This window comes from Sulfitobacter sp. W002, from assembly GCF_025142135.1.
GTDB lineage: Bacteria > Pseudomonadota > Alphaproteobacteria > Rhodobacterales > Rhodobacteraceae > Sulfitobacter > Sulfitobacter profundi.
Genome location: NZ_CP081126.1, coordinates 2,863,747 through 2,890,204, shown reverse-complemented (window position 1 = coordinate 2,890,204; position 26,458 = coordinate 2,863,747). Strand labels below are relative to the sequence as shown.

At 63.7% G+C, this 26,458-nt stretch carries 29 protein-coding genes; 17 read left to right on the top strand and 12 right to left on the bottom strand.

Going from position 1 to position 26,458, the window contains the following annotated elements:
• Nucleotides 1-13: 13 nt before the first annotated feature.
• Complete coding sequence (locus K3758_RS14240; protein ID WP_259946110.1) at nucleotides 14-1,384, top strand: glutamate--cysteine ligase; 1,371 nt, start codon at nucleotides 14-16, stop codon at nucleotides 1,382-1,384.
• Between the two features lie 34 nt (nucleotides 1,385-1,418).
• On the opposite strand, the gene plsY is transcribed toward K3758_RS14240, so the two are convergent.
• The 4 genes from plsY to K3758_RS14220 form a co-directional block, all read right to left on the bottom strand.
• On the bottom strand, nucleotides 1,419-2,027 hold the full coding sequence (plsY, locus tag K3758_RS14235; protein WP_259946108.1) for a glycerol-3-phosphate 1-O-acyltransferase PlsY: 609 nt from the start codon (nucleotides 2,025-2,027) through the stop codon (nucleotides 1,419-1,421).
• Nucleotides 2,027-3,307, bottom strand: coding sequence for a dihydroorotase (pyrC, locus tag K3758_RS14230; protein WP_259946106.1), 1,281 nt, complete (start codon nucleotides 3,305-3,307; stop codon nucleotides 2,027-2,029). Before pyrC ends, plsY begins: the two co-directional genes overlap by 1 nt.
• A 251-nt stretch (nucleotides 3,308-3,558) precedes the next feature.
• Nucleotides 3,559-4,092 (bottom strand): hypothetical protein, encoded by a 534-nt coding sequence (locus K3758_RS14225; protein ID WP_259946104.1) that lies wholly within the window; start codon nucleotides 4,090-4,092, stop codon nucleotides 3,559-3,561.
• Nucleotides 4,093-4,148: 56 nt separating this feature from the next.
• Nucleotides 4,149-5,096 carry an aspartate carbamoyltransferase catalytic subunit gene (locus tag K3758_RS14220; protein WP_007118949.1) on the bottom strand — a complete coding sequence of 316 codons (948 nt, stop codon included), beginning with the start codon at nucleotides 5,094-5,096 and terminating at the stop codon, nucleotides 4,149-4,151.
• A 108-nt stretch (nucleotides 5,097-5,204) separates the two neighbouring features.
• On the opposite strand from K3758_RS14220, the gene K3758_RS14215 reads away from it, so the two are divergent.
• The 3 genes from K3758_RS14215 to moaB are packed head-to-tail and all read left to right on the top strand — an operon-like array spanning nucleotide 5,205 to nucleotide 7,115.
• Nucleotides 5,205-5,969, top strand: a complete 765-nt coding sequence (locus K3758_RS14215) for a uracil-DNA glycosylase family protein (protein WP_259946100.1) — start codon at nucleotides 5,205-5,207, stop codon at nucleotides 5,967-5,969.
• The gene (locus tag K3758_RS14210) at nucleotides 5,962-6,576 is read left to right on the top strand and encodes a LysE family translocator (protein WP_259946098.1); all 615 of its coding nucleotides are present in this window, start codon (nucleotides 5,962-5,964) and stop codon (nucleotides 6,574-6,576) included. The genes K3758_RS14215 and K3758_RS14210 overlap by 8 nt, the downstream gene beginning before the upstream one ends.
• Nucleotides 6,573-7,115 carry a molybdenum cofactor biosynthesis protein B gene (gene moaB, locus K3758_RS14205; protein ID WP_259946095.1) on the top strand — a complete coding sequence of 181 codons (543 nt, stop codon included), beginning with the start codon at nucleotides 6,573-6,575 and terminating at the stop codon, nucleotides 7,113-7,115. The genes K3758_RS14210 and moaB overlap by 4 nt, the downstream gene beginning before the upstream one ends.
• A 9-nt stretch (nucleotides 7,116-7,124) precedes the next feature.
• Here moaB and K3758_RS14200 read toward each other — a convergent pair whose 3' ends face one another.
• A complete protein-coding gene (locus K3758_RS14200; RefSeq protein ID WP_259946092.1) occupies nucleotides 7,125-7,937 on the bottom strand; it encodes a protein-disulfide reductase DsbD domain-containing protein in 813 nt (270 codons plus the stop codon).
• Between the two features lie 164 nt (nucleotides 7,938-8,101).
• Between K3758_RS14200 and K3758_RS14195 the strand changes: the two genes are divergently transcribed.
• Nucleotides 8,102-8,656 (top strand): YqgE/AlgH family protein, encoded by a 555-nt coding sequence (locus K3758_RS14195; RefSeq protein ID WP_259950115.1) that lies wholly within the window; start codon nucleotides 8,102-8,104, stop codon nucleotides 8,654-8,656.
• Here K3758_RS14195 and K3758_RS14190 read toward each other — a convergent pair.
• Nucleotides 8,653-9,585, bottom strand: a complete 933-nt coding sequence (locus K3758_RS14190) for an L-threonylcarbamoyladenylate synthase (RefSeq protein ID WP_259946089.1) — start codon at nucleotides 9,583-9,585, stop codon at nucleotides 8,653-8,655. The genes K3758_RS14195 and K3758_RS14190 overlap by 4 nt on opposite strands.
• A gap of 158 nt (nucleotides 9,586-9,743) precedes the next feature.
• Between K3758_RS14190 and K3758_RS14185 the strand changes: the two genes are divergently transcribed.
• From K3758_RS14185 to K3758_RS14165, 5 genes are all read left to right on the top strand, one after another.
• Nucleotides 9,744-11,474 carry an acyl-CoA dehydrogenase gene (locus K3758_RS14185; protein WP_259946087.1) on the top strand — a complete coding sequence of 577 codons (1,731 nt, stop codon included), beginning with the start codon at nucleotides 9,744-9,746 and terminating at the stop codon, nucleotides 11,472-11,474.
• Entirely contained in the window at nucleotides 11,474-12,550 is a 1,077-nt protein-coding gene (locus K3758_RS14180; protein ID WP_259946085.1) for an MBL fold metallo-hydrolase, read from the top strand. Before K3758_RS14185 ends, K3758_RS14180 begins: the two co-directional genes overlap by 1 nt.
• Nucleotides 12,551-12,553: 3 nt before the next feature.
• Entirely contained in the window at nucleotides 12,554-13,012 is a 459-nt protein-coding gene (locus tag K3758_RS14175; protein ID WP_067625065.1) for a DUF6173 family protein, read from the top strand.
• 155 nt (nucleotides 13,013-13,167) lie between these two features.
• Entirely contained in the window at nucleotides 13,168-13,302 is a 135-nt protein-coding gene (locus K3758_RS14170) for an aa3-type cytochrome c oxidase subunit IV (RefSeq protein WP_067625061.1), read from the top strand.
• 33 nt (nucleotides 13,303-13,335) lie between these two features.
• Nucleotides 13,336-13,944: a hypothetical protein gene (locus K3758_RS14165; protein ID WP_259946078.1), complete on the top strand. Its 609-nt coding sequence runs from the start codon at nucleotides 13,336-13,338 to the stop codon at nucleotides 13,942-13,944.
• A gap of 9 nt (nucleotides 13,945-13,953) precedes the next feature.
• Here the strand turns inward: K3758_RS14165 and K3758_RS14160 are convergent, their stop codons facing one another.
• Together K3758_RS14160 and K3758_RS14155 are read right to left on the bottom strand one after the other, a co-directional pair.
• On the bottom strand, nucleotides 13,954-14,280 hold the full coding sequence (locus K3758_RS14160; RefSeq protein ID WP_067625053.1) for an AzlD domain-containing protein: 327 nt from the start codon (nucleotides 14,278-14,280) through the stop codon (nucleotides 13,954-13,956).
• Nucleotides 14,280-15,002 (bottom strand): AzlC family ABC transporter permease, encoded by a 723-nt coding sequence (locus K3758_RS14155; protein WP_132444257.1) that lies wholly within the window; start codon nucleotides 15,000-15,002, stop codon nucleotides 14,280-14,282. The genes K3758_RS14160 and K3758_RS14155 overlap by 1 nt, the downstream gene beginning before the upstream one ends.
• Before the next feature lie 49 nt (nucleotides 15,003-15,051).
• On the opposite strand from K3758_RS14155, the gene K3758_RS14150 reads away from it, so the two are divergent.
• The 3 genes from K3758_RS14150 to K3758_RS14140 are packed head-to-tail and all read left to right on the top strand — an operon-like array spanning nucleotide 15,052 to nucleotide 18,309.
• Nucleotides 15,052-15,942: a formate dehydrogenase accessory sulfurtransferase FdhD gene (locus K3758_RS14150; RefSeq protein WP_259950112.1), complete on the top strand. Its 891-nt coding sequence runs from the start codon at nucleotides 15,052-15,054 to the stop codon at nucleotides 15,940-15,942.
• Between the two features lie 4 nt (nucleotides 15,943-15,946).
• Nucleotides 15,947-16,549, top strand: a complete 603-nt coding sequence (gene mobA / locus K3758_RS14145) for a molybdenum cofactor guanylyltransferase MobA (protein WP_259946074.1) — start codon at nucleotides 15,947-15,949, stop codon at nucleotides 16,547-16,549.
• Nucleotides 16,546-18,309 carry a bifunctional molybdopterin-guanine dinucleotide biosynthesis adaptor protein MobB/molybdopterin molybdotransferase MoeA gene (locus K3758_RS14140; RefSeq protein ID WP_259946072.1) on the top strand — a complete coding sequence of 588 codons (1,764 nt, stop codon included), beginning with the start codon at nucleotides 16,546-16,548 and terminating at the stop codon, nucleotides 18,307-18,309. Before mobA ends, K3758_RS14140 begins: the two co-directional genes overlap by 4 nt.
• A 9-nt stretch (nucleotides 18,310-18,318) precedes the next feature.
• Here K3758_RS14140 and K3758_RS14135 read toward each other — a convergent pair whose 3' ends face one another.
• The 3 genes from K3758_RS14135 to K3758_RS14125 form a co-directional block, all read right to left on the bottom strand.
• Nucleotides 18,319-19,386: a hypothetical protein gene (locus K3758_RS14135; protein WP_259946070.1), complete on the bottom strand. Its 1,068-nt coding sequence runs from the start codon at nucleotides 19,384-19,386 to the stop codon at nucleotides 18,319-18,321.
• A 14-nt stretch (nucleotides 19,387-19,400) separates the two neighbouring features.
• Nucleotides 19,401-19,871: a transcription elongation factor GreA gene (greA, locus tag K3758_RS14130; protein WP_067624274.1), complete on the bottom strand. Its 471-nt coding sequence runs from the start codon at nucleotides 19,869-19,871 to the stop codon at nucleotides 19,401-19,403.
• A gap of 142 nt (nucleotides 19,872-20,013) precedes the next feature.
• Nucleotides 20,014-20,394: a VOC family protein gene (locus K3758_RS14125; RefSeq protein ID WP_259946066.1), complete on the bottom strand. Its 381-nt coding sequence runs from the start codon at nucleotides 20,392-20,394 to the stop codon at nucleotides 20,014-20,016.
• An 84-nt stretch (nucleotides 20,395-20,478) separates the two neighbouring features.
• Here K3758_RS14125 and soxR point away from each other — a divergent pair, with 84 nt between their 5' ends.
• From soxR to K3758_RS14105, 4 genes are all read left to right on the top strand, one after another.
• Complete coding sequence (soxR, locus tag K3758_RS14120) at nucleotides 20,479-20,934, top strand: redox-sensitive transcriptional activator SoxR (protein ID WP_259946064.1); 456 nt, start codon at nucleotides 20,479-20,481, stop codon at nucleotides 20,932-20,934.
• A 126-nt stretch (nucleotides 20,935-21,060) separates the two neighbouring features.
• Nucleotides 21,061-22,713 carry an electron transfer flavoprotein-ubiquinone oxidoreductase gene (locus K3758_RS14115; protein WP_259946062.1) on the top strand — a complete coding sequence of 551 codons (1,653 nt, stop codon included), beginning with the start codon at nucleotides 21,061-21,063 and terminating at the stop codon, nucleotides 22,711-22,713.
• Nucleotides 22,714-22,881: 168 nt separating this feature from the next.
• Nucleotides 22,882-24,591, top strand: coding sequence for a tetratricopeptide repeat protein (locus K3758_RS14110; RefSeq protein ID WP_259946060.1), 1,710 nt, complete (start codon nucleotides 22,882-22,884; stop codon nucleotides 24,589-24,591).
• Nucleotides 24,588-25,460, top strand: coding sequence for a 4-(cytidine 5'-diphospho)-2-C-methyl-D-erythritol kinase (locus tag K3758_RS14105; RefSeq protein ID WP_259946058.1), 873 nt, complete (start codon nucleotides 24,588-24,590; stop codon nucleotides 25,458-25,460). Before K3758_RS14110 ends, K3758_RS14105 begins: the two co-directional genes overlap by 4 nt.
• On the opposite strand, the gene K3758_RS14100 is transcribed toward K3758_RS14105, so the two are convergent.
• A complete protein-coding gene (locus K3758_RS14100) occupies nucleotides 25,457-26,455 on the bottom strand; it encodes a polyprenyl synthetase family protein (RefSeq protein ID WP_259950111.1) in 999 nt (332 codons plus the stop codon). The genes K3758_RS14105 and K3758_RS14100 overlap by 4 nt on opposite strands.
• Nucleotides 26,456-26,458 lie beyond the last annotated feature (3 nt).

Genomic DNA, 26,458 nt, shown 5'->3' with positions numbered 1-26,458 from the left:
GGAGCCCTCGCAAATGTCCATTCCTCAATCCGGCGGCGGCCCGATCGAACATCATGACCAAATGGCGCAGTATCTGGCCGACGGCTGCAAGCCCAAGGACGACTGGCGCATCGGCACCGAGCACGAGAAATTCGGCTATTGCGTCGATACCCACAAGCCGCTGCCCTATGAGGGCGAGCGCTCGATCCGTATCATGCTCGAAGGGCTGCGTGACCGTCATGGCTGGGCGCCGGTCGAAGAGGGTGGCAAGCTTATCGGGCTGGAAAAAGAGGGTGCGAACATCAGCCTTGAGCCGGGCGGGCAGTTGGAACTGTCGGGCGCGCCGGTCGAAACCATCCATGAAACTTGCGATGAGGTGAACACCCACCTGCGCGAGGTCAAAGACGTGGCCGATGAGATCGGCGTGGGCTTCATCGGTCTGGGCGCAGCACCCGAATGGTCGCATGAGCAGATGGATTTGATGCCCAAGGGCCGCTACAAGTTGATGGACGGCTATATGCAAAAGGTCGGCACCATGGGCACCACCATGATGCGCCGCACCTGCACCGTTCAGGTCAATCTCGATTTCGCGAGTGAGGCTGACATGGTGCAAAAGATGCGCGTCGCCGTGGCCATGCAGCCCATCGCCAACGCGCTTTTTGCCAATTCACCCTTCCTTGATGGCAAGCCCAACGGCGTGAAATCCACTCGCGGGTTGGTGTGGCGCAATCTGGATGATGCCCGTACCGGGATGGTGCCGTTCGTCTTTGATGAGGGTTTTGGGTTTGAGGCTTGGGTGCAATATGCGCTCGATGTGCCGATGTATTTTGTCTACCGCGATGGCAAATATATCGACGCGCTCGGCCAGTCCTTCCGCGATTTTCTGAAGGGCGAGCTGCCTGCGCTGCCCGGCGAGAAGCCGACGCTGAGCGATTGGGCCGATCATCTGACCACGCTGTTCCCCGAGGCGCGGGTGAAGAAATTCATCGAAATGCGTGGTGCCGATGGCGGCCCGTGGCGGCGTCTTTGCGCCCTTCCGGCCTTCTGGGTCGGGCTAATGTATGACCAGTCCGCGTTGGATGGCGCTTGGGATTTGGTTAAGGATTGGGACGCCGACACCCGAGAAGAGCTGCGTATCGCGGCTTCGACCCACGGCCTTCAGGCCGAGGTTGGCGGGCTCAAGATGCATGATCTGGCCCGCGAGGCGGTGGCCCTGTCAGAGGCCGGTTTGAAAGCCCGCGCCCGTCCCGGCGCAGGCGGGCTGGTCCCGGATGAGACGCATTTCCTCAACGCCCTGCGCGACAGTATCGAGACGGGCCGCGTGCCTGCGGATGATCTGCTGGCGGATTATCATGGGCCATGGAACGGCGATCTGAGCCGTATCTACGCCGAATATTCCTACTGAAACATAAATTGACTGATGCTGCCTTCGGGCGGTGTCAGCCTTTCTGACCGATCCGCGATTCCGTACCGCTTCGAATGCGGCGGATGTTGTCGCGGTGCCGCCAAAAGATCAGCAGCGTCAGGGCGATGCCCAAAAGCAGCATTTCCCCATAGCCGAGGAACACCAGCAAAAAGGTCGAGCTTGCCGCCGCTGTCAGCGCCGACAGGGACGAGATGCGCGAGACTGCCGCCGTGATCAGCCAGACCGCACAGCAGGCCAGCCCGACAGGCCATGCCAGCGCCAGCATAAGGCCCAAAAAGGTCGCCACACCTTTGCCGCCCCGAAAACCAAGCCAGACCGGATAGCAATGGCCGATCATCGCGCCGAGCGCCGCCGCCTGCCCGGCATCTTCGCCCGCGAAGGCACGGGCCAGCAGCACCGCCACGGCCCCCTTGGCCCCATCCAGCAACAGCGTCAGCGCCGCGGCCTTTTTATTGCCGGTGCGCAGCACATTGGTCGCGCCGATGTTGCCCGACCCAATATCGCGCAGGTTGCCCAGCCCCATCAGCCGGGCCAGCAGCATGCCAAAGGCGATAGAGCCGATGATATAGCCCGCCAGCGCCCAAAAAAGGATCATTTCAATAGAAGTGTCGATAGGGGGCATCAATTCGCCTCGTAAACGCAGGAGCCTGCTACATAAGTTGCCACGACCTTACCCTGCATCCGCATCCCGTCAAAGGGCGTGTTCCGGGATTTCGACCGCAGCGTCGCGCGGTCCAGCACAAAGGGGGCGTCGGGGTTGAACAGAACCATATCCGCAGGTGCACCCACCGCGATCCGCCCACCGGGCAGGCCGAGCCGTTTGGCCGGGTTCAGCGACAGCGCGCGCCAGAGCGTCGGCAGGTCCATCATCTCGGCATGGACCAGTCGCAGGGCGGCGGGCAGCAGCGTTTCCAGCCCGACCGCGCCGCTGGCGGCTTCCTCAAACGGCAGGCGTTTGCTTTCTTCGTCCTGCGGGGTGTGCATAGAGCAGATGATATCGATCAGGCCACTTGCGACGGCTTCGACCACGGCGATACGATCCTCTTCGTCCCGCAGCGGCGGTTTCACCTTAAAAAAGGTGCGGTAGTCGGCCACGTCGAGCGCGTTGAGCGTCAGATGGTGGATGCCCACGCCCGCGGTGATGTCGAGCCCATTGCGCTTGGCGCGTTCCAGCGCGGGCAGGGCGCGGGCGGTGGTGATCTGATCCGCATGGTACCGCGCGCCCGTCATCTCAATAAGGGCAATGTCGCGGTCCAGCCCCATGCGTTCGGCCATGGGCGACACCGCAGGCAGGCCGCGAAGGGAGGCGAACTTGCCGGAGGTGACAGCAGCGCCCTTGCTTAGCCCCGGATCCTGCGGGTGCGCGATGACCAGTGCACCAAGGCTGCGCGCATAGGTCAGCGCGCGGGAGAAGACTTTGGTATCGGTCACCACACGGTCGCAATCGGTGAAGGCAGCGGCACCGGCGTCCATCAGAAAACCGATCTCGGTCATCTCGCGACCTTCGCGGCCCTTGGTCAGCGCGGCCATCGGGACCACATTCACCGGTGCCGCCTCATTGGCGCGGCGGGTGACGAATTCGAGTGTTTCGGGGCTGTCGATGGCCGGATCGGTGTCGGGGCGCGTGACCATCGTGGTCACCCCGCCCGCTGCCGCCGCCAGCCCGGCAGAGCGATAGCTTTCCTTGTGCCGTTCGCCCGGTTCGCAAACTTTGACGCCAATATCGACGATGCCGGGGGCGAGGATATGGCCGCTGCAATCCATCACCTCCGCGCCGTTGGGCGCTGTGGCGTCACCGGCCAAAACCTCGGCAATCACCCCGTTGCGGACCAAAACCGCGGCGGGCTCAAGCGTGCCCGCCTGAGGGTCAAGAAGGCGCAGATTGGTGAAGAACTGGGTCATGGGCGGGCCTTTGATGCGATAGCGGATGCGCCGCTGTCATGCCCCAAATCGCCCCCCAGACCAAGCGGTTTTCGCGGTTTTCTGAGGCAGGTGTCGCCCTTAACCGCCGATCCAAATCATCATACCGACCACGCCAAAGGCCACCAGAAGGGCGACCATCGCAATACGGCCAGACATCTTGGGATCGTGTTCAGGTTCTTGCATGCGCCAGATGTAACCCGCCAGCACCAAGGGTGCCAGCGGTTTTCGCCTTAGGCCAGCAGCCACCAAATGATCAGCAGGATCAGCGCGACAATGGCCACAAACACCATCGTCTTGCCGCCACCGCCCTTTGCAGGCTCGGCCGGAGTGACCCGGGGGATGCCGGTATAGGGCTGGGCGGCTTCGGCTTCCATCGCTTGCACGGGCGTGTCGGGGCCGCCTTCGGTATAGGTGCCGATATGGGTCAGCGCCGGAATCGGAGCCAGTTGCAGCGACTGCCCGGCGAATGCGCGGGAGTAGACGATCATTACCCAGCCATCGAGCGCGGCAAGCTTGCTGCGGTCCGTCTCGATCTGGTTGGGGTTCACGCCATTGCCGTCGCGCAAATAGCCCGCAAGCCCCAGTTGATCGAGGTCGGCAACCCGAAAGACCTCTGTATAGGCCGCGTCGATCCGCTCAACCCCGAGGGCGGCGGCCTGAGCGGTCTCATCATCACGCATGGCCCGCGCTTCGTCATCCGAGAGCGAGAGGGTATAGACCCGGACTGTGCCGGCTTCTTGCGGGGCGACTTCTGTATGGGGCATGACGGCTTCCTTTGACTGTTCAAAGGAAAACGCTGCGCGGCCCTTTGGAGTTCCGCTCAGGCCGCGCCGGGCTGGGCGGCGATGTGGTTGCGCGCCAGCAGGTCCATCGCGGCCATGCGCACGGCGACGCCCATCTCTACCTGATCTTGGATCACCGAGCGGTTGATGTCATCGGCCAGCGTGCCGTCAATCTCAACCCCGCGGTTCATCGGGCCGGGGTGCATGACGATGGCGTCGGGGCTGGCATGGGCGAGCTTTTCGGCGTCCAGCCCGTAGCGGTGATAATACTCGCGCTCCGACGGGATAAAGCCACCGTCCATCCGCTCTTTCTGAAGCCGCAGCATCATCACCACGTCGACGCCTTCGAGCCCCTTTTTCATATCGTCGAAAACCTCAACGCCGAATTGGTCGATTTGGGCAGGCATCAACGTGGGTGGGCCGACAAGGCGGATGCGGTTCTCCATCTTGCCGAGCAGTAGGATGTTCGACCGCGCCACCCGGCTATGCGCGATGTCGCCACAGATCGCGATGCTGAGCCGGTGCAGCCGCCCCTTGGCGCGGCGGATCGTCAGCGCGTCGAGCAGCGCCTGCGTGGGGTGCTCATGCCGACCGTCGCCTGCGTTCAGCACGGCGCAGTTCACCTTTTGCGCCAGCAGGTCCACCGCGCCGGATTGCGGGTGGCGCACGACCAGCAGATCGGGGTGCATGGCATTCAGCGTCATCGCCGTGTCGATCAGCGTCTCGCCCTTTTTGATCGAGCTGGCCTGCATTGCCATGTTCATCACATCCGCGCCTAGACGCTTGCCCGCGATCTCGAAACTCGCCTGCGTGCGGGTGGAGTTTTCAAAGAACATATTGATCTGTGTCAGCCCGCGCAGCGCGTCGGAATGCTTGTTCGGCTGGCGGTTGCGGTCGGCATAGGTGTCGGCCAAATCCAGCAGGGTAGTGATGTCGGACTGCGAGAGCTGTTCGATGCCAAGCAGGTGGCGATGGGCGAATGACATGGTGGCGATCCCTTCTGCTGTTGCCGCCTTATAGGCGCGGGCGGCTTGGCAGGTAAAGCGCAGCGATAGGGCATTTCGCCCCGCGCGCGCAGAGCGTAAGCTGCGGTCATGGAATCATTCGATTATCATCAGGCGGCAGAGATGCTGGCGTGGCAGGTTGAGCTTGGCGCGACCGAGGCGATTTGCGACGCCCCGGTCAACCGCTATGAGGTGCCCGCAAGCCCGCCCAAAGTCAGTGCCAAGATCGGCAAGGGCCCCCAGCCTTTGCAGGCGTCGGAAACGCCCGACCCCGTCGCCTTGGCCCGCCGCGCCGCGCGGGGCGCGCAGACCTTGGAAGAGTTGCGTGCCGCGGTCCAAGGGTTCGAACATTGCGAGCTTCACAAGGGTGCGCGCAATCTGGTCTTTGCCGATGGGGTGCCGGGCGCGCCTTTGATGATCTTTGGCGAATCCCCCGACCGCGACGAAGACCGCGCGGGCAAGCCTTTCGTGGGTCGCACGGGTCAGATGCTCGACCGGATGCTGGCCGCGATTGACATGGGGCGGGACCGCAACGTCTACCTATCGAATATCCTGCCATGGCGCACACCGCAGGGGCGCGACCCGAAGCCCGATGAGATTGCGATGATGCGGCCCTTTGTGCAGCGTCATATCGAATTGGCCAAGCCCAAGGTGCTGGTGCTGTTTGGCAATTGGTCCTGCCAGTCGCTGCTGGAGAAACGCAGCATCATGCGGCTGCGGGGCAATTGGACCAAGGCCGCTGATCTGTCCTGCATGCCAATGGTGCATCCCGCATACCTTCTGCGCAATCCCGAAGCCAAACGTGAAGCTTGGGCCGATCTGCTCAGCGTTCAGGCTAAGCTGCGCGATGGTTGATGCGCTGACCCTTCTAGCCTTCGTGCCTGCCGCCTTGGCGTTGAACCTCACGCCGGGGGCGGATATGATGTTCTGCCTTGGGCAGGGGCTGCGTTCGGGCCCGCGTGCCGCGCTGGCGGCGAGTGCCGGGATCTCCGCGGGCGCTTTGGTGCATGTGACGCTGGCGGGGCTTGGCCTTGGTGCGCTGGTGGCGGCGCTGCCTTGGGCGCTTGATCTGATCCGCTGGCTTGGCGTGGCCTATCTGCTGTGGCTTGCGGTGCAGACGCTGCGACAAGCTGGTAAGCCGCGCGACACGACGCCCGGCATGGGCGGCTGGCGGGCGTTTAACACCGGGTTTATTGTCAATCTGACCAACCCCAAGGTGATCCTTTTCGTGCTGGCCTTTCTGCCTCAATTCGTGGTGCCAGAGGCTGGGCCGGTCTTGGCGCAGTTCTTGACCTTTGGCGCGGTGCTGGCCTTGGGCGGTTTCGTCATCAACGGCGCGGTGGGAGTCTTCGCTGCCGGAATCGGGTGGCGGCTGGCCGGAGGCGGGCGCGTGCTTGGCTGGATCAGCAGCGGCATCTTCGTGGCACTGGCCGCGCGTTTGGCAATGATGGAGCGGACATGAGCAGGATCGACGACAGCCGGGAGTTCATCCCCGTGAGAATTGCCGTGCTGACCGTCTCGGACAGCCGCAGCTTGGCCGAGGACCGCTCGGGTGATGTATTGGTCGCGCGGATCGAAGCGGCGGGCCATGTGCTGGCCGCCCGCGAGATCGTGACCGACGACCGCCCCGCCATCGCGGCGCAACTGCGCGACTGGTGTGCGAACCCTGAGATCGACGTGGTGATCAGCACCGGCGGCACCGGGCTTACGGGGCGCGACGTGACCGTCGAGGCGCACCGCGATGTCTATGAGAAAGAGATCGACGCTTTCGGCACGGTCTTCACCATGATCTCAATCGAGAAGATCGGCACCAGCGCTGTGCAAAGCCGTGCTACAGGTGGCGTCGCGCAGGGAACGTATTTGTTCGCGCTGCCCGGCAGCCCGGGGGCCTGCAAAGACGCATGGGACGGCATCCTGCTCAAGCAGTTGGACTACCGCCATATGCCCTGCAATTTCGTTGAGATCATGCCCCGGCTGGACGAGCATCAGCGCCGCAAGTAGCGCCGTGGTTTAGCCAGAGGTGCAGCCCGTGATCTCGACACTATGATCCTGCCCGATGACGGTGATCCGAATGGCAGAGCGGTCCAATGCCAGCGCCGTGCCGTTCTCGGCGATCATCTCGCCGCTGGCGACAAGTGTATTGCCCGACCGCTGGCTGTCCATCTCGCTCATCCACATGTTGGGGTTGCCGGGCTCAATCACCACGGTCTCCTTGCCCCCGGCAGAGGGCAGGGCGAGCCGGGTTTTGATCTCCAGTCCCCGCGCGGTGGGGCGCAGGCTGCATTGGGCGCTTTTCAATCCAGCCTCGGCCCCTGAGTAGGGCCGCGCTGCAAAGGCGGCGGCGATGGCCGGGGTGGGCTTGCTGTCTTTGGTGTCGAGCAGGGCGCGCAGGTGGATGGTTTGCGGCAGGCAGATGTCGCTGCACACGCCAAGGTCGATGCTGGTGTCCAAGGTCACCGGGGCACCGGGGCTGCGCGGGGTGATGGTCAGCGGTAGGATCACTTCGCGCGCATAACCGATGGAGTTCACGCCACCTTGGTCAAAGACCTTGGGCGCGGGCCATGTGATCTGCACGTCGCGCAGGTTGTCCGAGCCGGACCAGTCGAACTCCGGCGGAATGCCAGCGTCACCGGGGCTGCGCCAATAGGTCTTCCAACCCGGTGCCATGCGCAGCCGGATCGCCGCCACCCGCCGCCCGTCAGACTGTTGCCAACCAGTGAGCAGATCACCCTGCAACGGCGTGCCGACACCGTCCTGTGCGGCGGCGGGCAGGGCAAGGGCAAGGCAGGAAAGAACGGCGGAGAAGAGGCGCGATATATTCATGGGGTCTTGATGGGGTATCCATCCGCGCCTGCCAAGTCACATTTGCATCATCCATGTTTCGCTGATGCGGCGGACGGTGGGGCGCCTCTCTTGTTTTGTGGGGCGCAAGCGGCCATGTTCAAAGAAAGGTTACCTTCAGGAGGTGGGCGTTGACGGGGCAGACGATGGAACTGACGGGCAAGCTGCTGGTCGCGATGCCGGGCATGGGCGATCCACGTTTCGCCCATTCCGTGATCTATCTTTCCGCGCATTCAGAACAGGGCGCCATGGGGCTGATGGTCAATAAACCCGCCCCGGAACTGCGCCTGTCGGATGTGCTGGATCAATTGGTCGATGGCACGCCGCCGCAGGCGAAATCTCTGGCGGTGCATTTCGGCGGCCCGGTTGAGACGGGGCGCGGGTTTGTGCTGCATTCTGACGAATACCGCTCGGCCCTTGAAACGCTGAGGGTGGGCGATGGCATCGCGCTGACCGCCACGCGCGACATCCTCGAAGACATCGCAACCGGCAAGGGGCCAGAGCGCGCGCAGTTGATGCTGGGCTATGCGGGCTGGGGGCCGGGGCAGTTGGAGGGCGAGATCGCGCAGAACGGTTGGTTGACCTGTGAGGCGTCGCCGGAAGTTATTTTCGATTTGCCGGATTCCAAGAAATGGTCCGCCGCGCTCAAAACGCTGGGCATCGACCCCTTGGGGCTCTCGGCCTCTGCTGGGCACGCCTAACGGGGGGCGGCAGCGCGGGCCAGACGGTCGTTGATCGCGCGGCCCAAGCCGTGATCGGGGATCGGCGCTACGGCGATGCTCTGTCCGGTGGCGTCCAACTGGTGCAGATGGTCGAAAAGGTTCGCCGCAGCCTCGGTCAGATCGCCGACGGGCGAGAGGTTGAGGTCACAGATCATCGTCCCAAAGCCAAGCAGCACTTCGCCCGGTCCAGCCGTTTCTGCATCCAACCGCACCGCCGCGCCGGGGGCGTAGTGGGAGGCCAACTGCCCCGGCGCGATGATCTCTGCGCCGTCTACGATTTCCAGCGGTTGCCCGAGCGCTGCCTCTATCGCCTCACTCGGCAGGCCACCTGCGCGGAGAAGGGCAGGGCGGGGGCCGGTCAGACCGAGGATCGTGCTTTCCAAACCCACGCTGCAAGCGCCGTCATCCAGTACCGCCGCGATCTTACCTTCGAGGCCCGCCAGCACATGCGCAGCCGTGGTCGCGCTGATCTTGCCCGAGGGGTTGGCCGAGGGCGCGGCCACGGGGCCATCGAGTGCCTGCAAAACCTGCCGCATCGCAGGGTGGGCTGGCACGCGCACCGCAAGGCTGGGCAGCCCTGCCGTGACAAGAGATGAAAGCCCGCTGTCGGGTCTGAGCGGTAAGACCAATGTCAGCGCGCCGGGCCAAAAGGCCTGCGCCAATCGGTCGGCCTCGTCGGTCCATTGCACATAGCGTTTGGCGGTCTCGGTATCCGGCAAATGCACGATCAGCGGATTGAAGCTGGGCCGCCCCTTGGCGGCGTAGATCCCCGCCACGGCTTCGCCATTGCGTGCATCCGCGCCAAGGCCGTAGACCGTCTCGGTTGGCAGGGCGACCAGCGCGCCCTCTTGCAGCAGGCGGGCGGCGCGGGCGATGCCTTGGGGCGTGGGGCTCAGCGTCTCGGTCATAGCAGGGCTAATCCTGTCTAATCCTGCAGCATCCCGTGACGCCGCGTTTGGGTTGCGGGGGGCGGCCGGGCATTTCATGCTGGCGGCAACATAAACCAGCCTTTATCAGGGCCATGTCAGGCTTGCCAGATCAAGCGCGCCTTTCAGGAGGATATGATATGCCGTACCGCGCCGCCGTGGATGACTACCGTTTTCTGATCGAGGACGTGTTGGATTTCGCAACGCTCCGCAGCACCGACCGTTTCTCTGAAGCCAGTGAAGACGTCACCGGGGCGATCCTGTCCGAAGCCGGGCGGCTGTGCGATGACGTGCTGGCCCCGCTGCAACGCGGCGGTGATCTGCATCCAGCCAAGTTGGAGAACGGCATCGTGCGCACCTCGCCGGGGTTCGCAGAGGGCTATGCCGCGATTGCCGAGGGCGGTTGGATCGGCATGTCGGCCGACCCTGAATTCGGCGGCATGGGCCTGCCGATGACCCTGACCAGCGCAGTCAACGAGATGATGAGCGGCGCTTGCCTATCGCTGCAACTCGCACCTTTGATGAGCCAAGGCCAGATCGAAGCGCTGGAGCATCACGCAAGCGACGCGATCAAGACCCTCTACCTGCCCAAGCTGATCTCGGGCGAATGGACCGGCACGATGAACCTGACCGAGCCGCAGGCCGGGTCGGACGTGGGCGCGCTCAGCAGCCGGGCGGAGGACAATGGCGACGGGACCTACGCAGTCTCGGGCCAGAAAATCTATATCTCTTGGGGCGATAATGATTTCGCGGGTAATGTCTGCCATCTGGTTCTTGCCCGCCTGCCGGGGGCACCCGCGGGCACCAAGGGGATCAGCCTGTTCCTCGTGCCCAAGTTCATCCCCGATGAGAATGGGGAGCCGGGCCAGCGCAATGGCGTGAGCGTGGTCAGCCTTGAGCACAAGATGGGGCTGCACGGCTCGCCCACCGCGGTGATGCAATATGACAATGCCACCGGCTGGATGATTGGCCGCGAGGGCGGCGGCATGGCGGCGATGTTCACCATGATGAACAACGCGCGGCTTGGCGTTGGTGAGCAGGGCATCGGCGCGGCGGAAGGGGCGTATCAACTGGCGCTGGACTATGCGCTGGAGCGCAAGCAGGGCCGCTCCCCCGTCGAGGGCGGCACTGGCACCATTGTCGACCATGCCGATGTGCGCCGGATGCTGCTGAGCATGAAGGCCGATATCTTCGCCTCTCGTGCCATCGCGCTGAGCTGCGCCTATGCCAGCGACATGGCGCGCGCCGCCGGGCAGGGCGACGAATGGGCGGCGCGGGCAGCTTTCCTGACGCCGATCACCAAGGCGTTTGGGACCGACGTAGGCATGAGCGTTGCCGAGATGGGGGTGCAGGTGCATGGCGGTATGGGCTTTATCGAAGAAACCGGCGCTGCGCAGTTCAGCCGCGATGTGCGTGTCACGGCGATCTATGAGGGCACCAACGGCATTCAAGCGATGGACCTTGTGGGCCGCAAAATGATGGACGGCGGCGAGGCGGCGAACCGGCTGCTGGATGAGATCGAAGCCGATGCCGAAACCGCGCGCGACCCGTTTCCGCGCATGGCCGATGCCGTCTGGCAAGCCAGCGAGACCCTGCGCGAAGCGACCGAATGGATGACCGCGCAAAAGGACATGAACGCGCGCTTCGCCGGTGCCGTCCCCTACCTGCGCGCCTTCGCCCGCGTGATGGGCGGGCATCTGCATCTACAAGCCGCCATGGCCGAGAAGGCCGCCGGCGCGGGCGATGCGCGGGCCAAGCTGGCGCGGTTCTATATCCAACGTCTTTTGCCCGAGCATCAGGGCCTGTTGGCCCATGCGCAGGCCGGGGCGGAAGACCTCTATGCGCTTGATGTCGAAGACCTGAGGAGCTGATGACAGAGCAGGCCACCCTCTCCACCGCTTCGCCGAAAACCCCCAAGGGGCTGCGCTATCCTTGGGAGGTGCCGCCCGCCGAGGGGGAGGCGATTGAGGTGGCGCCGGGGGTGCTTTGGTTCCGCCTGCCGCTGCCGATGAAGCTCGATCACGTCAACGTCTATGCCTTGGACGAGGGCGATAGCTGGACAGTGATCGACACGGGCTTTGCCTCGCGCCGGGCCAAGGATATTTGGCGCGGGTTAATGGCGGGGCCGCTTGGCGGCAAGCCGATCTCGCGCGTGGTCGTCACCCATCACCACCCCGATCACATCGGCCTTGCCGGGTGGTTGCAGACCGAGTTCGGGGCGGAACTGGTCACCACGCGCACCGCGTGGTTGACCGCGCGGATGTTGACGCTGGATGTCCAAGAGGTGCCGGTCGCCGAAGCCCTTGCGTTCTACCGCAAGGCGGGGATGGCCTCGGCGCTCTATGACAAACGCGCCAATGAGCGGCCCTTCAATTTCGCCGATGTGGTGGCCCCGCTGCCGCTGGGGTTCACCCGCATCCGGCAGGGCGATGTGATCCGCATGGGTGGCCGCGATTGGGAGGTGCATATCGGCAATGGCCATGCGCCCGAACATGCGACCTTTTGGAGCCGCGACGACAATCTGGTGATCGCGGGGGATCAGATTCTGCCCTCCATCAGCCCCAACATCGGCGTCTACCCGACCGAGCCGATGGCCGACCCCATTGGCGAATGGCTGGAGGCTTGCGAGCGTTTTGTGCCCTTGGCACGGGAGGATCATCTGGTGCTTGGCGGGCACAAACTGCCCTTCACCGGCCTGCCGACGCGACTCAAACAGTTGATCGAGAACCACCACAGCGCCCTGCGCCGCCTGCTGGCCTATATCGACACGCCGAAATCAGCCTCGGAATGTTTCGCGCCGCTGTTCAAACGCAATATCGGTGAGGCGGAATATGGCCTCGCGCTGGTTGAAGCCGTCGCCCATCTGAGCCACCTTTACCAAGCCGGAGAGGCCACGCGCGTGTTGCGTGAGGCGGATGGCGCATGGGTGTATCAGCGCAAGGGGTGAGCGATGGGCGATGAGGTGAAAACGGCGGCCGAAGCCTATGAGGAGGCCGCATTGCCGCGTATGCATGAGGTGCATACAGGCGCGGATCAGCCCAAGTCAGGCGACCAGCCGCTGCCCAAATCAGTAACCGACAAGCCGGTGAAACAGAAGTCGCCAGCGCAATGGGCCTATGAGCGGGTCGTACTTTATCTCAAGAATTTTGAAGAAAAGCTCGACAATGACCATGAGGCGGCGATTGGCTTTGCCGGGGGCGACGCCGGGGTGCTGCGGATCGAAGGCATGGGGTATTTCGACCCCGACATCATCACTTTTTACGGCGTCGATCCGGCAGGGGCGCGGGCGCAATTGGTGCAGCATGTGGGGCAGTTAAACGTGATGTTGCGGGCCCTGCCAAAGAAAGTGCCCGATGCCGCACCGCAAAGGATCGGCTTTCGTTTGGTCGCCGATCTGGAAGAGACCTGACCTGCACGACTCTTTCGCGTGCGCGCAAGTGTAAGATTCCCCTCTAGCGCGTAATTTCGCGTAACGCTAGTATGGTTTTCTGATTATCATCCCCCCGTGACAGGGTGTTACGAATAGGTTAATCAGCGCCAACAGATTGTCTTAGGGAGACGAAAATGGCTGAACACGAACACGGCAGCATGAATTACGAACCACAGCAAAAGACCTTTGACGGGTTCATGACCTTCGTGACGCGCAGCGCCGTTGTCATCCTGGCGATCCTGGTTCTGCTGGCGATCTTTGCCGGTTGATCACGCCCTATCCCTGCGTGAGAGGGTAACCCTTTGAAAACTCTCTTGACGGCGATTGCGCTGGTAGGCGTTCTGGCTGGCTGTTCGGTGGATCAAAGCCCCGATAGCCCGCCCGACGTCGTGGCGCGTGCGGCCTATCGCTCGCCCGAGCCGCCCTCCCTCACTTTGATGACCATGGTGAACAACCGTACCGGCAGCGGCGGACATACTGCCCTGATGGTAAACGGCTCGCAGCGGGTGATCTTTGACCCCGCCGGATCGTTCCGGGACGCGCGGATGGCCGAGCGGGGCGATGTGCTCTACGGGGTGACGCCCGCGTGGTTGCAGGCCTATAAATCCGCCCATGCCCGCAGCACCTTTCATGTGGTCAGTCAGGAAATCCCGGTCAGCCCCGAAGTGGCTGAACGGGCGCTTCGGTTGGTGACCTCCAACGGGGCGGTGCCCGGTGCATTTTGCGCCAATGCCACAAGCGGTATTCTCAGCCAAATCCCCGGTTTCCAAGGCGTTGGGTCGACCTTCTATCCCGTCAAGCTGCAAGAGCGTTTTGAGACCTTGCCGGGCGTGACCACGACGAAATACTACGAAGATGATGAGGGCGACGTGATCGACGCCCTGCGTGCGGCGCAACTGGCCCGCCAGTAGCGCCCGCGCTTACCCCACCAGATAGAGCATCCCATAGAGCGCCGCGGCCCCTGACAGGATCGCGGCGAGCACGTTCTTGCTCGCCAGTCCCACACCCAGCGTGACCACCGCCGCAGTCACACGCGGCAGGTCGAACTGCCCGTCCGTGCCCGAGGGCCAAAGCACCTGCGGTGCCACCAGCGCGGGCAGAATCGCCACGGCGGTATAGCGCAGATGCCGCAACAGCCACGCGGGCATCTGCTTGTTGCCGACCAATCCGGTAAAGACAAAGCGCAGGAAAAAGCTGCCCAGCCCAAGACCGATGATCACGATCCAAAGTGAGGTTCTGTCGATCATCATGCCGTGCTCCCCGGTTTGCGCCGTTCCATCCACGCCTCGACCTGCGCGCCGGTGATCATGCCAGCAAGCCCCGCGATGATCAGCCCAAGCGCATAGGGCACATCGACAGCGATGAGGCTCACGATCACCGCAACAAGCGCCGCCGCCACATGGGCCAGTGTGCGAAACATCGGCGCGATCATGGCCAGAAAGGTGATCGGGATGGCAAAGTCCAGCGCCCAACTGTCCGGCACGCTGGAGCCAACCATCGCGCCAATCAGCGTGAAGATATACCAAAGCGGCACCACCGGCGTCACGGTTCCAAAGAAATAGGCCATCCGCTGCGGCACCGTCATCTGCGGTTCCCGCTCATATTGGGTCATCGCCGCCACATAGGATTGATCGACCGTCATATAGGCCGCCAGCGCCCGCTGCCACAGCGGCGCGCCGCCGATCCACGGGGTGAGAGAGGCCGAATACATCGCCATACGCAGGTTCACCGCCAGCGCCGAGGCCAGCACGATGGCCGTGGGTACGTCTTCTTGCAACAGTTGCAGCGCCGTGAATTGCGCGGCCCCGGCGATCACCACGATAGAGAATGTCAGCGTCTCGAACACGTTCAACCCGGCCTCGGTCGCCAGAAGGCCAAAGAGCGAGGCGAAGGGAATAATCACGAGCACAAAGGGCAATGCGTCAACGATACCTTTGCGATAGGCGGATTTGGTGGTGGTGATGGCCATGACGAACTCTTAAATATAATGTCAAAGGCTTAGACCTAACCGGAAGGGGATACAATTGGCCCGAGACAATGAACTTAGCAATTACCTGATCGCCCCCGATCCGAGTGCTGTTCGGCTGACGCGGAATGTCTCTGGCGTGGATCACACCGGGGCGGAGGTGGCGATCAATGTGGTCGAAGAACGCCCCCTGACGATATTCCTCAACCGACAAGAGATCGTGACCGCCATGACCATTGGCGACTATCCGGCCTATCTGGCGCTTGGCTTTCTGCGCAATCAGGGGATGTTGCGCCCGGACGAAGAGATCACCGGCGTCGACTATGACGAAGAGCTTGAGACCGTCGTCGTTCGCACGAAACGCGCAACCGACTACGAAGACAAGATGCAGCGCAAGACCCGGACCAGCGGCTGCGCCGTGGGCACTGTCTTTGGTGATATGATGGAGGGGCTGGCCGATGTGCGCTTGCCCGACACGCCGGTGCGCACCTCGGACCTTTACGCGCTGGCGGCCAAGATCAACCGGACGCCGAGCCTTTATCTTGAGGCCGGGGCGATCCACGGCACCGTGCTGTGCCAAGGCGACCGACCGCTGGTTTATATGGAGGATGTGGGCCGTCACAACGCGGTCGACAAGATCGCGGGCTGGATGCTCTCCGAAGGGGTCGGGGCCGACGACAAGGTGCTCTATACCACCGGGCGGCTGACCTCTGAAATGGTGATCAAGACGGCGATGATGGGCATTCCGGTGCTGGCGTCACGCTCGGGCTTCACCGCTTGGGGGGTGGAAATTGCGCAGCAGGTGAATCTTACGCTGATCGGGCGGATGCGCGGGCAGCGATTTACCTGTCTGGCGGGCGAGGGGCGGTTGATCCGCGACGCGGATCCGACCACCGTGGCCGAGGAGCCGCGCAAAAGCGGGCGCAAAGGCGCGAAGGAATAAAGCGATGAAACAACCACTTGGCGTCATTCTGGCGGGCGGGCAGGCGACCCGTATGGGCGGCGGTGATAAGGGCTTGCTGCCGCTGGGGCAGGGCACGCTGCTATCCTCGGTGATCGACCGGCTGGAGCCGCAGGTCGCGGGGCTGGCGCTCAATGCCAATGGCGATGCGGCGCGTTTTGCGGATCTGGGCCTGCCGGTGCTGGCGGACAGTATCGAGGGTTTCGCCGGGCCGCTTGCGGGCGTGCTGGCCGGGCTCGACTGGGCCGCCGAACAGGGGGCCGATACGATTGTGACTGCCGCTGCAGATACGCCTTTCTTCCCCTGTGATCTGGTCCCCCGTCTGCTGCTCGCCGCCGGTGATATGGCCCATCCGCTCGCCTTGGCCGCGACGCCGGACGTGAAACGCGGCACGGCGCGGCATCCGACCTTTGGCCTCTGGCCCGTGGCGCTGCGCGACGATCTGCGCAGCGCTTTGGCGGGCGGGCTGCGCAAGGTGGTGCTCTGGACCGAACAGCACGATGGGCGCGAGGCGCTGTTCCCCGATGAGGCCGCTTTCTTCAACGTGAACACGCCCGAGGATTTGGCGAAAGCAGAGGCGATGGCATGAGGGTTTACGGCGTCGTCGGTTGGAAGAATGCAGGCAAGACCGGATTGATGGAGCGGTTGGTCTCTGAGATCACCGGGCGCGGCTTCACCGTCTCGACCGTCAAACATGCGCATCACACTTTCGACGTGGACCACCCCGGCAAGGACAGCCACCGCCACCGCGTCGCGGGCGCGCGTGAGGTGCTGCTGGCCTCCGGCGCGCGCTTTGCCTTGATGCATGAGTTGCGCGGAGCCGAAGAGCCGCCGCTCGACGCGCATCTGGCGCGGCTTTCGCCCGTCGATCTGGTGCTGATCGAAGGCTACAAACGCGACGGCCATCCCAAGGTCGAAGCGCACCGGGCTGAGACCGGAAACGCGCTGATCGCGCCGGATGACCCGACGGTGCGGGCGGTGGCCAGCGACGTGGCGCTTGAGGTGGGTCGGCCTATTTTCGATCTGAACGACACCGCCGCCATTGCCGATTTCATCCTGCGCGACGTGGGGCTGATCGCCACTCCGGCGGCCGCCGCCACGACCGCGCCGCCGCCCTTGCGCAACGACTGTTTTGCCCTGCCGCCCGGCGTGCATTGGACCCCCGTGAATGAGGCGCTGGACCTGCTGCGCGCGCGGCTTCACGCGGTGACAGAGGCCGAGCCTTGCCCCGCCGCCGATGCCGGGGGTCGCATCTTGGCCGAAGATGTCACCGCCATCCGCGCCAATCCGCCGCTGCCCAATACGGCGGTCGATGGCTATGGCTTTGCCGGGGGGCGGGGCGAGGGGCTGCACGAGATGCCGCTGGTGCCGGGCCGCGCGGCGGCGGGCGACCGCCCCGGTGCGGTGCCTGCGGGGCAAGCGATCCGCGTGTTGACCGGCGCGGCGCTGCCCGAAGGCGTTGATACCGTCATCTTGCAAGAGGATGTGACCGCTGAGAAGGGCGTGCTGCGCTTTCACGGGCCGGTCAAACAGGGGGCCAACACCCGCAAGGCCGGGGAGGATGTGCAGGCGGGCGACGTGATCCTCGCCGCGGGCACGCGCATCGGCCCGGCGGAACTGGCGCTTCTGGCTGCCGCCGGTGTGGCGGAGGTGTCTTTGCGCAAAAGGCTCAAGGTCGGCGTGATCTCAACCGGGGACGAATTGGTCGAGATGGGCGCGGCGGCCCGCGACGGGCAGATTTACGACGCCGACCGCCCGATGCTGCTGCAACTTGCCACCGATTTTGGCCATGAGGCGGTCGATCTGGGCCGCGTGGCCGACGACCGCGCCGCGCTGCGCGCGCGGCTTGATGCGGCGGCAGGGCAGGTCGATGTGATCCTCACCAGTGGCGGCGCATCGGCGGGGGACGAAGACCACGTCTCGGCCCTGTTGAGCGAAGCGGGGGCGATGCAGCTTTGGCGGATCGCGGTGAAGCCGGGGCGGCCCTTGGCGCTTGGGATGTGGCAGGGGGTGCCGGTCTTCGGGCTGCCGGGAAATCCGGTGGCGGCGATGGTTTGTTCGCTGATTTTCGCGCGGCCCGCCATGGCGCTTTTGGCCGGGGGTGGCTGGCAGGAACCTCAAGGTTTTGATGTGCCCGCGGCGTTCGACAAACGCAAAAAAGCCGGGCGGCGGGAATACCTCCGCGCGCGGATGCGCGATGGCCGCGCCGAGGTTTTTGCCTCAGAAGGATCGGGGCGGATCAGCGGGCTAAGCTGGGCCGAAGGGCTGGTCGAATTGGACGAAGCCGCCCGCGATATTGCGCCCGGCGATCTCGTCCGTTTCATTCCTTATGGCAGTTTTACCAGCTAAGGCCGCGCGTCAGTCGAAGGTGCCCGCACAGCGGCCCAGCAGCATGAAGGCGCGGGCAGTGCGGGTGTCAGCCAGCGATGAGATTTCCTCATCGGTTGCCTGTTTCTCAAACTCGGCAAAGGTCCGGTCAAACCGGCGCAGGAAGTGATGCGCGGCATCGCGAAAGATCGGGTCTTGTCGCATACGCGCATTGGCCAGCGCCAGTGAAGAGCGGTCGCGGATGCCACCCAAAGGCGCAATTGTACGGCCCCGCGCACCGCTGGCGAACTGACGCCAGATCTCGGGGCGGGCGCGGTCGGGGCGCAGATCGTCCATATAGATGCCGTCTTGGCTGAGCAGGGTCAGCACGTCCTGCGCGGCCTGCACCAGTTGCGAGGCGGAGCGGTCTTTCAAGGCACGGCGCAGCGCGTCGAACCCGGCTTGGTCTTCCGCCGTTTCGGGGAAGTTAAGCGCGCGGGTGAAATCCTCGGCCGAGAGCGGCTGTGTCTTGTCGCCCGCCTGCGTGCCAAGCGCCAGCGTCGGCTGGTCTTCGGCGACGGGCGGTGCGGGCGCGGGGGCCGGGGTGACGGGGCGCGCAGTCTCGTCGCGGCCCGTCATCCCGGCCAACGCGATCTCGGTCTTGCGGGCGCTGGCGGCGAGTTCATCGAGCTTGCGCGCGATGTTGCTGTCGCCCGCAGGTTTGTTGCCCTGCTGTTGCGAGATATAGGAATACCGGATGGCATCAATCGCGGCCTGTAGGCGTTGGATTTCCTCGCGCATGACCCGCCCGGCACGGGCGGCGGTGGCCCCGACCCAGATCATCGCGACCGGCAAGATCACCACCAACAGGATCAGCAGCCCGCGCAGCCCCCCGTCATTGGCCCCTTCTGGCACCTCTGCGGCAATGAAGGTGAAATAGATCGCCGTGCCAAGCAGCCAAAGCGCCGAAAGCGCGCCCGCGATGATCTCAATCTCGGTGATGCTGTTGGGTTTGGGGCGGTCGTAGACGCCCATCGACGTAGGCCGAGCGGCGCCGTTCCCGCCGCGCGGGGCGCGAGGGGCTTGATCTTGGGGTGTCGAAGCGTCGGGCTCTGCCATGTCAGCCTTCCCGGTCAAGCGTAAACGATCTTGAGAACCTCATAGGATTTTTGCCCCCCGGGGGTGCGCACCTCGACGGAATCACCTTCGTCTTTGCCGATCAGCGCGCGCGCGATGGGCGACTTGATGTTCAAAAGACCCTTTTCGATATTGGCCTCATATTCACCAACGATCTGATAAGTTTTCTCTTCGTCGGTGTCCTCATCCACCAGCGTCACCGTGGCCCCGAATTTGATCGACCCCGACAGCTTCTTGGGGTCAATCACATCGGCGAGCGAGATCACGCCCTCAAGCTCTTTGATGCGGCCTTCGATGAAAGACTGCTTTTCCTTGGCGGAATGATACTCGGCATTTTCCGACAGGTCACCATGTTCGCGCGCTTCGGCGATGGCCTTGATGATGGCGGGCCGTTCAACCGACTTGAGCTGCTTGAGTTCGACTTCGAGCGCGGTGTGACCGTCGCGGGTCATCGGGATCTTTTCCATGGCGGTGTGCCTACATAATGAGGGCCGCACCCGGGTTTTCGCCGGGGGGCGGCCAATTGCGTGTTAACTTGGCAGATACCTGACCCAAACTGCCCGCCAATTGCAAGTGCCTAACGGCCTCAGGGTCGGCGGTTGACTGCCGTCAATCGTATTGCACGACCTCATATTCGATCCCGTCCGCATCGTGGAAATAAAACCGCCGTCCGGGCTCATAGTCGGCGTGGTTTCCGGTGGTGAAGCCCTGCGCCAGCACGGCTTTTTCGGTGGCGTCGAGGTCATCCACCACGACCGCGATGTGGTTGAGCGCACCGATAGTTTCGTAGCTGGTGTTCGTAAGAGTGCCCGCCTTGCCGGGAGTGTAGAGCGCGACGTAATGCGCCTCGGTGCCGACATGTTTGGTGTGGCCCCCGGCCATGGCGTCGCCCTCCCATCTCAGGTGCCAGCCAAAGACCTCGCGCATCCAATTGGCGGTGGCGGCGGGGTCAGAGACGGTGAAATTGGCATGTTCAAGTTGCGCGGGCATGGCGTTTATCCTTTTGTAATCGCTTGTGCCATCCGAGCTTAATTGTTAAACCTAACTTTAGGTCAAGAAATTTATGGGGGCGAAATGGCGGTAAGTGAGGGGCTGTCGATCGGGGCTTTGGCCAAGCGCACCGGGCTCGCCGTTTCGGCCATTCGCTACTATGAGGCGCAGGGGCTGATCGCGCCTTGGCGCAATGCGGGCGGGCAGAGGCGTTTTGACCGGGCGGATCTGCGGCGGCTGAGTTTCGTGATGATCGCCCAGCAATTCGGTTTCACCCTGCCACAGATCAAGGCTGAGTTGGACCGCTTGCCGGGCGGGCGCACGCTTACCAAGGCCGATTGGACCCGCATTTCCGAAGGGTTTCGCGCCGCCCTCGACGCGCGCATCGCCACCCTAAACAAGCTGCGTGACAATCTTGACGGCTGCATCGGCTGCGGCTGTCTGAGCTTGGAGGCCTGCGCGCTTTACAATCCTATCGACCGCGCAGGTGAAAAAGGCCCCGGACCGCGCTATCTGATGGGGGACGAACCGGCGGCCTGACAGCTCGCGCGTCATGTTATGTCGCTGAGGCCATGTTTTGCGCAATAAACGCAGGGTCGCGATTGCATTGCGCGCGGCGGTGGTTTAGCCAAATCCAAACCGAATTTGCCGTGAGGGAGCACCAAAATGGCCGAGATTGAACGCGAAGCGATGGAATATGACGTTGTGATCGTCGGCGCCGGGCCTGCTGGCCTGTCGGCTGCGATCCGGCTCAAGCAGTTGGACGCCGATTGCAATGTCGTGGTGCTGGAGAAGGGCTCGGAAGTGGGCGCGCATATCCTCTCGGGCGCGGTGCTTGACCCCTGCGGGCTGGACGCGCTGATCCCCGATTGGAAAGAAAAAGGCGCGCCGATCAATGTGCCGGTGAAAGAAGACAACTTTTACCTGCTGGGCGAGGCGGGCAAGCTGCGCATCCCCGAATTTCCCATGCCCCCGCTGATGAAAAACCACGGCAACTACATTGTCTCGATGGGCAATGTCTGCCGTTGGATGGCCGAACAGGCCGAGGAACTGGGCGTCGAAGTCTTCCCCGGCATGGCCTGCTCTGAACTCGTGTTCGGCGAGAATGGCGAAGTCAAAGGCGTTGTCGCCGGTGAGATGGGCCGCCAGGCCGACGGCACCCCCGGACCCAGCTATGAGCCGGGGATGGAGTTGCACGGCAAATATGTCTTCCTCTCCGAAGGCGTGCGCGGCAGCCTGAGCAAACAGGTGATCGCGAAATACGGGTTGGACGAGGGTAAAGAGCCGCAGAAATACGGTCTCGGCATGAAAGAAATCTGGGAGATCGACCCCGCCAAGCACAAAGAAGGCACCGTGACCCACACGATGGGCTGGCCGCTGAACAGCAACGCGGGCGGCGGGTCTTTCATCTACCACCTTGAGAACAATCAGGTTTACGTCGGCTTCGTCGTGCACCTCGGCTACAAAAACCCGCATGTTTTCCCTTACATGGAATTCCAGCGCTTCAAGCACCACCCGATGGTGGCCGAGTTGCTTGAGGGGGGTAAACGTGTCGCCTACGGCGCGCGGGCAATCACCGAAGGCGGCTATCAATCGATGCCCAAGATGGTGGCCCCCGGCGTGGCGATGCTGGGCTGTTCGGTCGGCATGGTCAACGTGCCGCGCATCAAGGGCAACCACAACGCCATGCTCTCGGGCAAGGCAGCGGCGGAGGCCGCCTATGCCGCGATCCAAGCAGGCCGTGGCGGTGATGAGCTGACCGAATATGAGGCCGATGTGCGCGAAGGTCCGATTGCCGAAGATCTCAAGAAAGTGCGTAACGTCAAGCCGCTGTGGTCGAAATACGGGCTCACCGCTTCGCTGGCGCTTGGTGGCTTTGACATGTGGACCAACACGCTCGGCTTCTCGCTTTTGGGCACGCTGAGCCATGGCAAATCAGACGCCGAGGCGACCGAGCCTGCGGATAAGCACAAAAAGATCGACTACCCGAAGCCCGACGGCAAGCTCAGCTTTGACCGTCTGACCAACGTGGCCTTCTCGTTCACCAATCACGAGGAAAGCCAGCCTGCGCACCTCAAGCTGAAAGACCCGAGCATTCCGGTCGAGGTGAACCTGCCGAAATACGCGGGCCCCTCGGCCCGCTATTGTCCGGCGGGGGTCTATGAGTTCGTCGAGGATGAGAAAACCGGCGAGACGCGGTTCCAAATCAACTTCCAGAACTGCGTCCATTGCAAGACCTGCGACATCAAAGACCCGACGCAGAACATCGTCTGGACCACCCCACAGGGCGGCGATGGGCCGAACTATCCAAACATGTAAACGGGTCGCCAATAGGCACAATCAAAGGACCGGCACGCGAGGGCGTGTCGGTCCTTTCTTTGTCTGAATCGGCGAAATCCTGTCGGCTGCATGCCTCATCGCGGCCCCGCCATTGCGCCCGGGCACAGAGATGATAGCCTGAGCGCAAAGCGATATGAGGCGGTTTGCATGTTTCGGAATGTCCTAGGTTTCACCAGCGTTGCGGCGCTTTGCATCGGCCTTTCTGCGCCTCTGATGGCGCAGTCGATCGCGGGCCCCTATCTGGCGGGGCGGCATGCCGCCGTGAACAGCGATTACCCCGAGGCCGCGCGCTACTACACCGAGGCGCTGGCCCGTGATCCCAAGAACATCGAACTGATGGAAAGCGCGGTGCTGTCCTATCTCTCGCTTGGGCGGGTGGATAAGGCGCTGCCGCTGGCGCGCAACATGATCACCCTCGGCACCAAGAGCCAAGTGGCCGAGATGACCCTCGTGGCCGCGATGGCGAAAGAGGGTGATTACAAGGCCCTGTTAGAGCGGGACACATCTTCCATCGGCCCATGGGTCGGCGGGTTGGTGCAGGCTTGGGCGCATATGGGCGCAGGCGATGTCACCGCCGCCATGGCCGCATTTGACGGGTTGAGCGAAGAGGCCGGGATGCAGGGCTTTGTGATGTATCACAAGGCCCTCGCGCTGGCGAGTGTGGGTGACTTCGAAGGGGCAGAGACAATCTTTGACAGTGGTGCGGCGGGTGCTGCGGGTCAGACCCGGCGCGGGGTCATGGCCCATGCCGAGATCCTCGGCCAACTGGGCCGCAGCGACGATGCACTCGCCGTGCTCTCGGACGGCTTTGGCGCGGATACCGATCCCGAAATCGCGCGGCTGATCGAGGCCCTGCAGCAAGAGGCATCGGCCCCCTTCAGCCATATGCCCGACGCCCAAGCGGGCATGGCCGAGGTGTTTTTCACCTTCGCCGCTGTGCTGCGCAATGAGGCGGCGGGGGACTACTACGTTTTGCTCTACTCGCGCATCGCCCGCTATCTGCGCCCCGATCATGTCGATGCGCTTTTGCTGACGGCCAGCCTTTTGGAAAACCTCGGCGAACATGATCTGGCGATTGCCGAGTACAAATCCCTGCCTGCCGACAGCCCCGCCTATCACGCTGCGGAATTGGGCCGCGCCGATGCGCTGCGGCGCTCGGGTAAGACGGCGCAGGCCATCGAAGTGCTGGAGCAACTCGCCCGCAGTCATGGGGAACTGGCGGTGGTGCATTCCACGCTGGGCGACATGCTACGCGCCGAGGAAGACTATGAGGCGGCCATCGCGTCCTACGACGAAGCGCTCGCGCTTACGCCTGAAACCGCCCGCGCCCGCTGGGTGCTGTTCTACGCCCGCGCCATCGCCAAAGAGCGCAGCGGCGATTGGGAAGGGTCAGAATCCGATTTCCGCGCGGCACTTGAGCTGAATCCAGAGCAGCCGCAGGTGTTGAACTACCTCGGCTACTCGCTGGTTGAACAACAGCGCAACTTGGACGAGGCGTTGGACATGATCGAGCGCGCCGTCGCGGCCAGCCCCGACAGTGGCTATATCGTCGATTCGCTGGGGTGGGTGTTCTACCGTCTGGACCGCTACGAAGAGGCGGTCGAGCAGATGGAGCGCGCGGTGGAACTGGAGCCGGTGGATCCGGTGGTGAACGACCACCTCGGCGATGTCTACTGGGCCGTGGGCCGCCAGCGCGAGGCCGAGTTCCAGTGGCGTCGGGCGCTGTCTTTCGTGGACCTGACGGATGCGGATTCCGAGGCTGACCCCGAGCGGATGCGCCGCAAGCTGGAAGTCGGGCTTGATGCCGTGCTGTCCGAAGAGGGCGCGGCACCGCTGAAGGTTGCTGCAGACGAATGAGCCTTCCGAACAATGGGGTACCCGCGGGCCCCGGCGCTGCGGCGTCGCGGATGGCTTGGGCTAAGGTGAACCTGACCCTGAATTGCACCGGCCAGCGGGCAGACGGCTATCACCTGCTGGATTCGCTGGTGGTGCGGGCGGGCGTGGGCGATGCGCTGCATGTGGCTGCCGCGAATGATCTGACCCTGACGGTCAGCGGCCCGCGGGCCGAAGGGGTGCCGACCGATGCCCGCAACCTCGTCCTGCGCGCGGCAGAAATGCTGGATGCGGGCGCGGGCCGTTGTGCCGCGTTGCATCTGGAGAAACATCTGCCCGCAGCGGCAGGGATCGGCGGCGGCTCTGCCGATGCGGCGGCGGCTTTGGACCTGCTTGCCGCGCATTGGGGCGTCCCACTGCCCGCAGACACGGCGCGGCTGGGTGCGGATGTGCCGGTCTGCCTGACACGTGGCCCGCAGCGGATGCAGGGGGTGGGAGAGGTCCTCACGCCGCTTTCGCCACTGCCACCCTGCCATACGGTGCTGGTGAACCCCGGCGTCGATGTGCCGACGCCTGCCGTTTTCTCGGTCCTGACCGATAAGAACCAACCGCCGATGCCGGAGGTGATCCCGAGCTTTGCGGACTTTTCCGAGTTCATCGATTTCCTAACCGCACAGCGCAATGACCTCGCCGCCCCGGCGATCGCGCGGGAGCCGGTCATCGGGGCCTGTCTGGAAGCGCTGAGCGATGCGGCGCTGGCGCGGATGTCCGGATCGGGCGCGACCTGTTTCGGCCTCTACGCCACCGCGTCGCAGGCCGAGGGCGCGGCCCATCGCATCAGCAGTGCCGCGCCCCAGTGGTGGGTCGCTGCCGCGCCGATCTTGGCCGCTTAGCTGATCCGGCTGACGACGTAGTCGGCCAGATCGATCAACATGTCTTTCAACTCATGGTCGGGCAGGGGGGCAAGGGCCGATTGGGCCTTTTCTGCCCAGTCCCGCGCATCGCGCTGTGTTGCCGTCAGCGTATCGTGTTTGCCCAAGAGCATTAGCGCATGGTCGAGATCGCCCTCCTCCTGTTTGCCCTTTTCGATGGTGCGCACCCAAAATGCGCGCTCGGTCTCATCGGCTTTGGCAACGGCCTTGATCACCGGCAGGGTCAGCTTACGCTCGCGGAAATCGTCGCCGACGTTTTTGCCCGTGGCCCCTGTATCGCCTTGATAATCCAAAAGATCGTCAACGATCTGGAAGGCGATGCCAAGCGCGTCACCATAATCGTAAAGCGCTTTGACCTGATCCTCTGGCGCGTCGGCAATTACGCCGCCCACCTCGGTCGCGGCCGAGAACAGCGCTGCCGTCTTGCCGCGCACGACTTGCAGGTAGACCTCTTCATCCGTGGCAAGGTTCTGCGCGGCGGTCAGTTGCAAGACCTCCCCCTCGGCAATCGTCGCGGCGGCGTTCGACAGAATGCGCATCACAGGCATCGAGCCCGGTTCGGTCATCAACTGAAAGCTGCGCGCGAAAAGGTAATCGCCCACCAGCACCGAGGACTGATTGTCCCACAAAAGGTTCGCCGTGGGCCGCCCGCGGCGCTGCGCGCTTTCGTCCACTACATCGTCATGCAGCAGGGTCGCGGTGTGGATGAACTCCACCGTCGCCGCGAGATGGACGTGATAGGGGCCGCCGTAGCCGCACATCCGCGCTGCGGCCAGTGTCAGCATCGGGCGCAGGCGCTTGCCGCCAGCTTCGACCAGATGGGCGGTGACTTCGGGAATGCGGGGGGCGTGCTTCGACGCCATCCGCTCACGGATCAGGGCGCTGACCGCCGCCATATCATCGCTTAGATAGGCCGCCATGCGGTCGTGCGGTTTGGCCGTTGCATCACTTTTCATCAT